At 36.9% G+C, this 12991-nt stretch carries 10 protein-coding genes and 1 pseudogene; 9 read left to right on the forward strand and 2 right to left on the reverse strand.

Annotated elements, in window-relative coordinates; translation table 11 throughout:
- Positions 1–1212: 1212 nt before the first annotated feature.
- Entirely contained in the window at positions 1213–2085 is an 873-nt protein-coding gene (locus tag ABIQ28_RS00670; RefSeq protein WP_348034822.1) for a class I SAM-dependent methyltransferase, read from the forward strand.
- Between the two features lie 207 nt (positions 2086–2292).
- Positions 2293–2802, forward strand: coding sequence for an OmpH family outer membrane protein (locus tag ABIQ28_RS00675; protein ID WP_348034823.1), 510 nt, complete (start codon positions 2293–2295; stop codon positions 2800–2802).
- Positions 2803–2847: 45 nt separating this feature from the next.
- On the opposite strand, the gene ABIQ28_RS00680 is transcribed toward ABIQ28_RS00675, so the two are convergent.
- Positions 2848–4002 (reverse strand): DNA polymerase III subunit delta', encoded by a 1155-nt coding sequence (locus ABIQ28_RS00680; protein WP_348034824.1) that lies wholly within the window; start codon positions 4000–4002, stop codon positions 2848–2850.
- A 121-nt stretch (positions 4003–4123) separates the two neighbouring features.
- Between ABIQ28_RS00680 and ABIQ28_RS00685 the strand changes: the two genes are divergently transcribed.
- The 3 genes from ABIQ28_RS00685 to ABIQ28_RS00695 all read left to right on the forward strand — a co-directional run bounded on the left by ABIQ28_RS00685 (position 4124) and on the right by ABIQ28_RS00695 (position 8052).
- Complete coding sequence (locus ABIQ28_RS00685) at positions 4124–5311, forward strand: phosphoglycerate kinase (RefSeq protein WP_348034825.1); 1188 nt, start codon at positions 4124–4126, stop codon at positions 5309–5311.
- Between the two features lie 153 nt (positions 5312–5464).
- A complete protein-coding gene (locus ABIQ28_RS00690; protein ID WP_348034826.1) occupies positions 5465–7054 on the forward strand; it encodes a LysM peptidoglycan-binding domain-containing protein in 1590 nt (529 codons plus the stop codon).
- A gap of 26 nt (positions 7055–7080) precedes the next feature.
- Positions 7081–8052 carry a DUF4837 family protein gene (locus ABIQ28_RS00695; RefSeq protein WP_348034827.1) on the forward strand — a complete coding sequence of 324 codons (972 nt, stop codon included), beginning with the start codon at positions 7081–7083 and terminating at the stop codon, positions 8050–8052.
- A 51-nt stretch (positions 8053–8103) separates the two neighbouring features.
- Here the strand turns inward: ABIQ28_RS00695 and ABIQ28_RS00700 are convergent, their stop codons facing one another.
- Positions 8104–8298, reverse strand: a complete 195-nt coding sequence (locus tag ABIQ28_RS00700; protein WP_348034828.1) for a twin-arginine translocase TatA/TatE family subunit — start codon at positions 8296–8298, stop codon at positions 8104–8106.
- A 113-nt stretch (positions 8299–8411) separates the two neighbouring features.
- Here ABIQ28_RS00700 and ABIQ28_RS00705 point away from each other — a divergent pair, with 113 nt between their 5' ends.
- From ABIQ28_RS00705 to ABIQ28_RS00720, 4 genes and pseudogenes are all read left to right on the forward strand, one after another.
- On the forward strand, positions 8412–9278 hold the full coding sequence (locus ABIQ28_RS00705) for a M23 family metallopeptidase (RefSeq protein ID WP_348034829.1): 867 nt from the start codon (positions 8412–8414) through the stop codon (positions 9276–9278).
- The gene (locus ABIQ28_RS00710; protein WP_348034830.1) at positions 9278–10780 is read left to right on the forward strand and encodes a GH3 auxin-responsive promoter family protein; all 1503 of its coding nucleotides are present in this window, start codon (positions 9278–9280) and stop codon (positions 10778–10780) included. The genes ABIQ28_RS00705 and ABIQ28_RS00710 overlap by 1 nt, the downstream gene beginning before the upstream one ends.
- Positions 10781–10809: 29 nt before the next feature.
- Positions 10810–12495 (forward strand): hypothetical protein, encoded by a 1686-nt coding sequence (locus tag ABIQ28_RS00715; protein ID WP_348034831.1) that lies wholly within the window; start codon positions 10810–10812, stop codon positions 12493–12495.
- An 8-nt stretch (positions 12496–12503) separates the two neighbouring features.
- Positions 12504–12991, forward strand: a pseudogene (locus ABIQ28_RS00720) (hypothetical protein); the annotation flags it as partial.

Consider the following 12991-nt stretch of genomic DNA (forward strand, 5'->3'; position numbering starts at 1 on the left):
CCGGTTACTATTTCACAAGCGTCACGAATTAGTGGTGTGTCGCCAAGTGATGTATCGGTGCTTTTGGTATATATGGGCAGATAAATCTGAAATATTTTGAAGTGTTCCACGTGGAACGTTGGAATATTATCTATGGATTATTTTTATTTTTTATTCTGGATTGGTTATCTAAATGTTGAATTGATTTAATTAGTCCTTGAATTCAATTGGTAATTATAGTAATGCGCATCCAAAACAAATCAGTGCTGATCATAAAGAATCCGCGTCTGTGTTCTATATATTCCAATCAATTGGTTCGAGATAATTAGTGAAATTCGTGTCAAAAAACAGATTTTATGTTTCTCGCAGAGGCACAGAGTCGCTTAGATAGAATGTCTGTAAATCTTTGAAATTCAATTCCAACACAAATCAGCTCTTATAATAAAAAATCATTTCACCCGTCTGAACGGAAGGGTAGGTCTGCGTTCCATAAATTCCAATGAATTGGTTCGAGATAATTAGTGCAATTCGTGTCAAAAAACAGATTTTATGTTTCTCGCAGAGGCGCAAAGTCGCCACGTTGGAATGTTTGTAAAACCGTGAAATTTACCTTGAAAACAAATCAGCGCCATCCACGTTTCATAAATTCCAATCAGATCGTTCTTGTTAGTTAATGTGAGAAAATAGATTTTATGTTTATCGCAAAGGTGCTAAGACAGAATTTCTGTAAATTCTTTAAATTCAATTCCAACACAAATCAGTACCTATCATAAAAAATCAGCGTCACCCGCCTGACCGGACGGGCAGGTCTGTGTTTCATAAATTCCAATTAATTGGTTCGAGATAATTAGTGAAATTCGTGTCAAAAAACAGATTTTATGATTCTTGCAGAGGCGCAAAGTTGTTATGATAGAATATCTGTAAATTATTTAATTTCGATTCCAAGACAAATCAGCGCCTAACATAAAAAATCAACGTCATATGTGTTCCATAAATTCCAATTAATTGGTTCGAGTTAATTAGTGTAATTCGTGTCAAAAAAAACCGATTATTATTTTCCCAAAGCTACAAAGTAGTCAGGATAGAATGTCTTTAAATTCTATAAAATGGCTTCGAACATAAATCCACTTCTATAAATCAAATCCAAAAAAGTAACTCAAGAATGTTGGAATACATTCGTTCTATTCCTTAATTTCGCATTCACTAATTCAATCTTTAAATAGCATTTTCATCGTGTCGAATCCCATCCAAAAAAGAACCTATATAAAAGTAACAGATCATTCTGTTTCTGGAGAGAATTTCGAATTGCTATATACCCACGAATTAGACCTGCTCGAAACTTTTCCGCAGCCATCTTCGGATAAATTGCCGGAGTATTATAAAAGTGAAGATTACATTTCGCATACCGATGCCAAACGTAATGCTTTTGAAAAAGTTTACCATCTTGTAAAAGGTATTGCATTAAAAAAGAAATTGAAACTCATCAATCAGGATTCGGAAAATGGGAAAACACTTCTTGATATAGGATGTGGTACTGGCGATTTTTTACAAGTCGCAGCTCATGCGGGATGGGAAATTTCAGGAATTGAACCGAATGAGCAGGCTAGGAGCATTGCCAATAATAAAACAAGTAACGCTGTTTTTGACACGGATCAACTTTCAAAATTTGAAGCGCATAGTTTTGACGTCATCACGCTTTGGCATGTGTTAGAACATTTACCTAATCTTGAACAGCATTTTGAAACATTCAAAAAATTATTAAAACCCGATGGTGTGCTCATAATTGCGGTGCCTAACTATAAAAGTTATGACGCCAAATTGTATAAAGAGTTTTGGGCGGCTTATGATGTGCCAAGACATCTTTGGCATTTTAGTCAGGACGCGATAAAAAAGCTTGGAGTTAGCGTCAATATGAATTTGGAAAAAACTGTTCCAATGAAATTTGATGCGTTTTATGTGAGCTTGCTTTCTGAAAAATATAAATCTGGTAAAATGAATTTCTTTAAAGGATTTTGGAACGGATGGCGCTCAAATTGGAAAGCGAGGAGTTCAAGTGAGTATTCTTCTCTGATTTACGTCTTAAAGAACGAGAAAACGCCGTTTTAAGATGTTTAAAGGATGTTTTTCGGGCTCCCTAAGGTTTATGTGTCCGTTTCTCTAAAACGCGCTAAAAACCAATTTAAAATCACTGCTTTTTCATAGTAAAAATTAATTAATTTACAGTTAACTATAAATTTAAACTATAACGTTTATTTTCGCAAAACTATCTGTTACTTTATTACATTTGCAGCAAAATTTTAATAAACACAAAAAATGAAAAAAGGTTTTATCGCTCTATTAACTTTGGTGATGTTATCATCATGCCAAGAGCAAACAAAAATTGGATTTGTTGATAACGGCAAATTGATTAACGATTATCAAAAGAAAAAAGATATTGAAGCGCAATTTGAAGTTGAAATCGCAGCCTTTAATAGAAGAGTGGATAGTATAGGTCAAACTTTTCAAGCTCATGCAGCACAATTGCAGGAAAAGGATCCTAAAATGGTTCAAAAGAGCTCTCAAGATCAATACCAAGCCTTAGCACAACAATACCAAAACTTCCAACAACAATCACAAATGGAAGAGCAACAGATTCAAAGAAGAGGTCAAACTCAAATTGATACACTTATCAAAACTGTAAGAGCTTTTGTTAAAAATTACGGAGAGAAAAACGGTTACACTTTTATCTTAGGAAGTAATGAAGCTGGTAGTGTGATGTACGGAAAAGAAAGTCAAGATGTGACTAAAGAAATTTTAGAAGCACTTAACGCCGATAAAAAATAGGAAATTTCTTACAAAATAATGTATTAACAGCTAAGAGCCAGTTTTTTAACTGGCTTTTTTATGTAATAACCGCGTCAGTTTAATAGATAAATCGGTTAGGATGATCTTTGAATTTCCATTGCGTTCAATATGGTAAATCGCATCTTCAAGTTCCTGACTAATGTCCATGATATTGCCTTCATGTATGAACGGTGCGAAATTTTCTAGTTTAAAATTCTTGGTTTTAGGCTCCATAAATACTAATTGATTGGCATTATAGTTCATTAACAAGGCCTGTCTGAAAAAGTCGATGCAAAATAGCAGGAATTGCTTTTGTGTTTCACGCCCAGTTTTTGCCACTTGCTCGCTCCAGCTGATGAGATCATGAATGGCAGCTTTGTTGCCCTTGGCTTTAAACGCGCTTCTGATCCAAAACACAAACCATTCTTCAAACTGAATATCTTCAGAATCATTATAGACTAAATCGCAGGCTTTATTATAATTTCCGTTGGATTGAATGGCGATTTTTGTGGCCGTGCTTTCATCAAGTTGGTAATTTTTTTGAAGGGCTTCCACAATCACTTTTTCAGCCAATGGCGGAAAATTTAAAATTTGGCAGCGCGATCGGATGGTGCTAAGGATTTGCCCCGCATCTTCCGCGATAAGAATAAAGACGGTTTTGGCTGGTGGCTCTTCTATAAGTTTTAAAAGCTTGTTGGCTGCCGAAGTGTTCATCTTTTCTGCCATCCAAATCAACATGATTTTGTAACCTCCTTCATAAGACTTTAACGACAAGGCCTTTACAATATTTAAAGCTTCGTCAACACCTATCTGTCCCTGCTTATTTTCAATTCCTAAGATGCGGTACCAGTCGAATAGATTGCCGTAAGGTTGTTCTTTAATTAACTGGCGCCATTCTTCCATAAAATGGTTTGAGACCGGGTTTTTTTTAACCTTATCCGTAATGGCCACAGGAAAGGCAAAATGTAGATCAGGGTGCGATAAATTCTTAAACTTTAAGTTACAACTTTCATTGCCGCCTTTATTTTCAGAATTTTTATTGCCACAAAGTATGTATTGTGCGTAAGCAATAGCCATTGCTAAAGTACCCGAACCTTCAGGGCCAACAAACAGTTGTGCATGAGGAATACGGCCATTGTCCGCGCTTTGGGTTAAGTGATTTTTGAGGTGTTCTTGGCCTAAAACAGTAGTGAATTGCATGTCGCAAAACTATGTATTTTTTTCCATTTAAATCGGCAGAATACCAATTCCTAACAGAATGCATTTAGAATCATTTCGGAATTAGTTACATTTGTTTCCATTCTATAAAAAACAAATACCGATGAAAACCCTAAACGATTTCAATTTTAAAGATAAAAAAGCACTTATCAGAGTAGATTTTAATGTGCCGTTGGACGATCAGTTCAAGGTGACGGATGATACGAGAATAACTGCGGCGAAACCTACCATCATCAAAATATTGGAAGATGGGGGCAGTTGCATTTTAATGTCACATTTAGGACGACCAAAAGGTGTACAGGATGAGTTTTCATTGAAGCATATTAAAGATGAGATTTCAAGAATTATAGGCGTTGATGTCATTTTTGTTTCAGATTGCGTTGGTGCAGAGGCGCAAACAGCGGCAGATAATTTGAAATCAGGTCAAATTCTATTACTGGAAAATCTGAGATTTCATAATGAAGAAGAGGCAGGAGATAAGGATTTTGCTGAAAAACTATCAAAACTTGGCGATGTTTATGTCAACGATGCCTTTGGAACGGCACATCGTGCGCATGCTTCAACGGCGGTAATTGCTCAATTTTTCCCAAATAAGAAGTACTTCGGCTATTTGTTGGAGCAAGAAATTGAAAGTATCAAAAAGGTCATGGAAAATGGCGAAAAGCCTGTTTTGGCAATTCTTGGAGGTGCTAAAGTGTCCTCTAAAATTACCATTATTGAAAATATATTGGACAAGGTTGATCATTTAATCATTGGTGGCGGAATGACCTTTACCTTTGTAAAAGCGCAAGGCGGAAGTATTGGGGATTCTATCTGCGAAGATGACAAAATGGAACTGGCTTTGGAAATTCTAAAGAAAGCAAGAGCTAAAAATGTTAAAGTACACCTTCCTGTTGATGTTGTGGCGGCCGATGCATTTAGTAACGATGCCAATACCCAAGTTGTAAGTGTTACCCATATTCCTGATGGCTGGCAAGGCTTGGACGCTGGTCCACAATCCATCCAAAACTTTCATGACGTGGTGCTTCAGTGTAAAACGATTTTATGGAACGGTCCTTTAGGCGTTTTTGAAATGGAAAATTTTGCCAAAGGCACTATTGCGCTTGGTAATGCCATTGCTGAAGCCACTGAAAAAGGAGCTTTTTCGCTTGTAGGTGGAGGTGATTCCGTTGCAGCGGTTAAGGAGTTCGGCTTTGAAGATAAAGTGAGTTATGTGAGTACGGGCGGTGGCGCGATGTTGGAAAGCCTGGAAGGGAAAATATTGCCAGGAATTGCGGCAATCTTAGATTAAGTAAATTTTAAAATTAATTCAAAATATAGATAAAATGTTTAATTTGAACGACCAAATGCATTTTGTGTTGTTAAATTATTGTTTTCTATCAACATTTTAGATATTATTGTACGATTTTAATCAACACATCGTTGATTAATAAAACCTTTTCTAATGAACCAAAAGATAGTATCCCTAACTTTTGGTGCTTTATTTATATGCGGTTTTGGCTTTTCGCAAGTCAAACCGCATAAAAAAGACAGAGCCAAAGCACCAGAAAAAACCGTTTCGACTCCTATGGAATCCATTAGCGATGACAAAGCATTAGTTGAAAATGAAATCGAGTCCGTTGGAGACTCATTAACGGCCTTAAAAATACAAGATTTCCATTTGGCATCGGAGTTTGATCAAAAATGGATGGACGAGTTGTACAGTAACGAATTGTTTGACAGTATTTATCAATCTGTGACCGATTTAAAATATGACGCTGTTGACTATCCTGAATTGCCTACTGATACTTTAAAAGCACGACTTCATAAGTTAAGTTCAAAAACACCTTTCAATATTGAGTATAATGTTGCTTTAGAAAATGTTATCAAATCGTACTTAAAAAATAGACGTAATTCTTTAGAACGTCTGATGTCTTTGAGCGATTATTACTTCCCGATGTTTGAAAAGGAGTTGGATAATTACAATATTCCGCTGGAAGTTAAGTACTTGGCCATTGTTGAATCGGCCTTAAAACCAAGGGCAAAATCTCGCGTAGGTGCTACCGGTTTATGGCAATTTATGTTTGCTACGGGGAAACAGTACGGCTTAAACGTCAGCAGCTATGTCGATGAGCGCAGTGATCCACTAAAATCAACTGAGGCGGCCAGTAAATACTTGGCGAAGCTTTATGAGATTTTTGGCGATTGGGATTTAGCTTTAGCATCTTACAATTGTGGACCAGGAAATGTCAGTAAAGCCATCCGTCGCTCAGGTGGTTATGAAAATTATTGGAATATCAGACCATATTTGCCTAAAGAAACAGCAGGCTATTTACCTGCGTTTTTAGCCACAATGTATATTTTTGAATATGCTGAGGAGCACGGTTTTAAAAAATACCGTCCAGATTTCAGATACATTGATACGGATACGATCCACGTGAAACAAATGATCAGCCTCGATCAGGTTTCTGAACTTTTAGAGTTGCCTATGGAAGAACTCCAGTTTTTAAATCCGCATTATAAGTTAGATATTATTCCGTTTGTTGAAGGTGCCAATTATACCCTAAGATTGCCACGTCATGCCGTTGGAAAGTTTGTAAACAACGAGACCAGCATCTATGAGTTTGTAACCAATGAAATGAATAAACGCGAAAAACCTTTGCCTCAACTTTTTGAATCAGAAACTAAATCGACTTACAAAGTGGTTTCTGGTGATAATTTAGGAAAAATAGCACGGCAATTTAATGTACGAGTAGCGCAGTTAAAACAGTGGAATGGTTTGCGGAGTAATGAGGTAAAAATAGGACAACGCTTGACCGTATATCGAACACAACCAGTAACTTCATCATCAAAGGTAGTGACCAATACCACAACAAAATCAACGAGTACTACCAGTGTTTCAAGCAATGCAAAAACCTATAAAGTCAGGGCGGGAGATTCGTTATGGAGCATATCGAATAAATTTCCTGGAGTTTCTATCAAAAATATTCAAGAATGGAACGGTATTAGTGGTAACAATTTAAAAGTAGGAACAACACTCAAAGTTTCGCGCTAAGTGTTATAAATTTTAAAAACCAAACCATGAAAATCATTTATGCCATTGCCTTGTCTTTCGTCTTGTTTACTTCTTGTAACAAAAGTAAAGATCAACGAATTATTTCTGCATCTTCAGGAAACATTAACACCCTTTTGGTGGTTGTAGATAACCTATTATGGGATGATAGTGTAGGAGAGACCATCAGAGATGTAGTCGCGGCTCCCGTACCAGCGCTCAGTCAAGATGAGCCGTTATTTTCAATTAACCAAATGCCACCTATGGTCTTTAATGGCTTTGCAACCAAAAGCAGAAGCATTCTTAAAATTGAAAAAGGTGGCGAAGCAGGCATGACCATAAAAAACGATGTGTATGCACGACCTCAAACGGTTGTGGTCATTTCAGGAAAAACAGATGAGGAAATCAATAATCAATTGGAAACCCATGGCGACGAAATTATTGCCGCTTTTAAAAAGGAAGAATTAAAGGAAAACCAACGCCGCATTAGAATATCCTTAATGGATGATGCGCCCCTTGAAAAAGCTTTAGGTGTTAAATTAAATTTTCAAACCGCCTATAGAATTGCAAAACAGGACAAGGATTTCTTTTGGATCAGGAAAGACATTCCTACCGGTACCATGGATATTATGATTTATGAGGTACCGCTTAATTCCATTAGAAAAGGAGACAGCACTATTTTAGACATCATAAGGATGAGAGATTCTATTGGAGAGGTTCATATCCCAGGACCTGTAGAAGGTTCGTATATGATCACTGAGGATGCTTATACGCCGTATTTATACGAAACTACCGTAAATGGTAAACCAACTTATGAAACCAAAGGTATTTGGGACGTTAAAAATGCGTTTATGTCTGGGCCATTTATAAACTATGCCATTGAAGATAAGGCCAATAACCGTTATGTGGTCATTGAAGGTTATGTTTTTGCCCCTTCGGTCGAAAAACGGAACAATATTTTTGAATTGGAATCCATTATAAAATCCATAAAGATTAAATAAACAAAAAGAGCCAACGATTAAGTTGGCTCTTTTGTTTTTTATAGGAAATAATTACTCGTTTTTATTAGTGGATGTTTTCTTTTCATCACTATCTTCCTTACTGGCATCTTTAAATTCTTTAATGCCACTTCCTAAACCTCTCATAAGTTCTGGGATTTTCTTTCCTCCAAATAGAAGTAATACCACTACCACAATCAAGATTATTTGTGGTGCTCCAATTGCTAAAAAAATATTTGATGCTATCATAACATTGAATTTGAACTGCAAATTTAATAATTAAACTTTAATTTAAACGTTAAAAATAAACTTTAGATGAAACACCTTAGCGATTGCCTTAATTTTATTTAATTTTGTTCGTCATGACAACAAGAAAAAAAGAAAAGAAATTCGCGAAGAAATTACTTCATAAGTACCGTTTGGTCGTGCTTAATGAAGATACGTTTGAAGAACGCTTTGCCATTAAACTGACCCGTTTAAATGTTTTCGTTATTGTATCCTTAACCAGTATTCTGCTTGTGGCAGCCACCATATTTTTAATTGCATTTACGCCCTTAAGAGAGTTTATTCCCGGATACTCTTCAACCAAGTTAAAAAGGCAAGCCATTTCCCTGAGTTTTAAAACCGATTCCTTGCAGCATATTATTGATGTCAACGAAAAGTACTTTAGTTCGATTAGGCGTGTCCTAACAGGGGATGTCAAAACGGTTGAATTTAACAAAGATTCAATTCTAAGAGCAGCGAATGCGGAAACTGCTCATTTAAGCATCAAAACCTCAAAACAGGATTCGTTATTACGTGAAAAAGTAGATAAGGAAGATAAATATAACCTTTTTGAATCGGCCATTTCAACCTCCAATTTCGTGCTGTTTCCTCCAGTAAATGGAAACATTTCAGAAGGTTATAATGTGAAGGAAAAGCATTATGCCGTAGATATTATTGTTGCCAAAAACACCCCCGTTAAGGCCACGGCCGATGGCACCGTTATTTTTGCCGAATGGACGGCAGAAACGGGGTATGTGGTCATCATAGAGCATAGTTATGAACTAATTTCGGTATATAAACATAATGCATCCTTGACCAAAGAACAAGGTGATGTGGTCAAAGCAGGGGAAGTCATTGCTATGGCAGGAAGTACAGGAGAGTATACCACAGGGCCGCATTTGCACTTTGAGTTATGGAGCAAAGGTTATCCAATCAATCCAACCAACTTTATAGATTTTAAATAATGTTCTCACTAAAATCGGCATTAGCCAAACCCTTTGCGCTCCTAACTAGAAAGTCGGTTATGAAATGGGCAAATAATCCTATTGAAACACAAAATACAGTGTTTAAAAACCTAATGGATGAGGCGAAAAACTCACAGTTTGGTAAAGATCATGATTTTAAGAACATCACATCCCATTCAGATTTTGTTTCGCGTGTCCCTGTACGTGATTATGAAGAACTCAAACCATATGTGGAACGGGTTGTTGCTGGAGAGCGAGATATTCTATGGAAGGGTAAGCCTATTTATTTCGCTAAAACATCGGGCACCACTTCAGGCGCGAAATATATTCCCATCACTAAAGAAAGTATGCCCACACATATTGAAGCGGCCAGAAATGCCATTCTCCTGTACATTGCAGAAACTGGAAAGGCTGATTTCGTCAATGGAAAGATGATTTTTCTACAGGGCAGCCCCATATTAGATGAAAAGAATGGTATTCAATTAGGTCGCTTATCAGGCATCGTGGCACATTTTGTTCCAAAATATCTTCAAAAAAATAGAATGCCCTCTTGGGAAACCAATTGTATTGAAGACTGGGAAACGAAAGTAGAAGCCATTATAGATGAAACTTTGCCTGAAAACATGACCGTTATTTCTGGAATTCCATCTTGGGTGCAGATGTATTTCGAAAAAATCAACCAAAGAACAGGGAAAAAAGTTGGCGAGGTTTTTAAGAATTTCAACTTGTTCATTTTTGGTGGTGTTAATTATGAACCCTATCGCGCAAAATTTGAAAGCCTGATTGGTCGTAAGGTAGACAGCATAGAGCTGTATCCTGCCAGTGAAGGCTTTTTTGCCTATCAAGATCAGCAGCATGAAAAAGGCATGCTCTTGCAATTGAATTCTGGTATTTTTTATGAGTTTATCAAAGCCGACGAGTTTTTCGATGCACATCCAAAGCGAATTACCATCAAAGACGTGGCATTGAACACTAATTATGTGATGATCATTTCAACCACCGCGGGATTGTGGGCCTACAATATTGGCGATACGGTGGAGTTTACTTCATTAGCGCCATATCGCGTCATAGTTTCCGGACGTATCAAGCATTTTATTTCTGCCTTTGGAGAACACGTTATTGGCAAGGAAGTGGAGCAAGCCCTCAATGAAGCCATTGAAGGTTCAAACATTCAAGTGTCAGAATTTACAGTGGCACCACAAATTAATCCTTCTAGCGGATTGCCTTATCATGAGTGGTTTATTGAGTTTGAAAATGAACCTGAAAATCTATCTCAATTGACAGAAAAGATTGAGATGTCACTTCAAAAGCAAAACAGTTATTATTTTGATTTGATTACGGGCAAGGTGCTGCAACCCTTAAAAATTTCGAAGGTCAAAAAGAACGGTTTTCAGGACTATATGAAGTCCATAGGAAAATTGGGAGGCCAAAATAAATTGCCCCGACTTTCCAACGACCGAAAAATTGCCGATGCGTTGTGGCAACAAAATTTAACATATTAATACTATATTTGTAGGTTAAATACTTATTTATGAATAAAAAACTTCTTGCCAGAACCAGAGCCCAAGAAAGTTCTAACTCTATTGAACGAATGTATATTACTATGCGTCATTTGTTTAATCGTGGATTTTACAAACCGATGGGTATTTCTGGGGAAACACTTCGCGAGTCGCTGTTGCAATTAAGGCCTGAAATTTACGGATCTATTGGAGAAGAAAAAGCAGAATTAGAAGGTTTGCTATATGTTGTGGATCGGTTGCCGTATGGCATAGAAGAATGTACGTTTATCAATCTGACGAGTGATGAAGGTTATAGCAATTCACACTTTAAAGCCATAGTGCCGCCTAAACGACGACGTAATTGTTTCCGAATTGACGAAGAGCAAATGAACATTGAAATTACGCGAGGTCGCTCTGAAATATATGACATCCTTACCCACTTGACTTTTATGTTTGTGGAATCGCACAAAATAAGCAAGCGTGTGCTTTTGGATGAAGAAGGAACAACGACGCGCGATTGGGTTAAGCTTGAAAAAGCTGTCCTTTCCAAAGAAAAATTATCACAACAGGATAGAGAGATTGCCATAACGCATACCGCTAATATTTTGGGCAGGACCTTTCATGAAATTACCACCATGTACGGTTCCTTTGCCTTGCCACACCAACCAGAGCGCTTTTTGCATTTAATTTATTGGCTTGGGAAGCTGGCCATTGAGGAAGTGGTCAATAACAATAAACGAACCGTAACTTTTAGTCCCGTATTAAGAGAGCGCTTAGGTCATCATATTCATGGAGAGATTTGGGCGGACACCATTAAGGAAGCCTTATTAAAAAACGGACTTATAGACCGACCAATTCATGTGATCAGTGCGAACATGCACAGTGTTATGAACTCTATTTTTGCACCTCAAGCTCTTAAGGCTTTAGCTTCAAAAAAGAACATGTTTGAAGTCTATGAGGATTTAAGTCAAAAGGAAAATCAAGGCTTACGCGATAAAGTGACTAAAGAAGCCCTACAAAATGGCATGATTTATATTCCCGATACTTCAGGAACTAATATTGACGTTCAAATATTTGATACCGCAAAGATCGATTTTCATAAAACCGATTTAGAAGCCACTAAAGTGTTTGAAGCTTCAGAAAAACCAGTGCTTTTTGTCATGGATTATGCCTTTGGCGAGCAAGCTTATGAAACTATTGATGAATTGCTAAAGCCAATTAAGGTTGATGGCAAGCCAATCCATCTGAATATCGATTCGATTTCCATTATGGGGAAAGCCGGAATTTTAGAAGGCGGAAAAGGAGATATTATGATTCCTTCAGCGCATATTTTTGAAGGAACAGCAGATAATTATCCGTTGGAAAACGAGTTGTCAAAAGCAGATCTTGAAGGTCATGGCATTGATGTGTATGAAGGCGCAATGATTACCGTTTTAGGGACCTCCCTTCAAAATAAAGAGATTTTAAAATTCTTTTATAATTCCACGTGGAACGTCATCGGCCTGGAAATGGAAGGTGCACATTACCAAAAAGCAATTCAGGCGGCTTCTAAAGTACGTAAGAGCATCAATCCTAACGTCAAGGTCAGATATGCGTATTATGCCAGCGATAATCCGTTGGAAACAGGAAGTACTTTAGCCTCTGGCGGATTAGGAACTACGGGAGTGAAACCAACCTATTTAATAACTAGAAAAATATTACAACAAATATTTAATTAATTGAATTTATGAATAAAGATTTGCCCCAACCACAACCTTCTGACGAAGTAGATTTAGGACAATTGTTTAAATTAATTGGAAATGCTTTCGACCGGTTTTTTCGATTTATAGGACGAATATTCTCAGGAATATTTGGAGTAATTCTGTTGTTTTTACTCTTCATCCAAAGGCATTTTGTAAAATTTGTTGCGGTTGTTGTAATAGGCTTAATTATAGGTGCCATTATAGATTTTAAAAAGGAACCTGAATATATTTCGACGATGGTCATTGAACCTAATTTTAATAGTGTTCAACAACTCTATAATAATGTTGGATTTTACAATGAGTTGGCAAAATCTAAAGATTCTTTGGCTCTTTCTGAAGCCTTGAATATTACGGAAAAAGAAGCCTCATCTATAAAAAAATTCAGCGTGGAGTCCTATTCGGATGAAAACCAGAAGATTTTATTATTTGATGAATTTGTTCGCAGTTTGGATAGCACAACTAAAAAAACGAT

This window comes from Gelidibacter sp., assembly GCF_039916245.1.
GTDB lineage: Bacteria > Bacteroidota > Bacteroidia > Flavobacteriales > Flavobacteriaceae > Gelidibacter.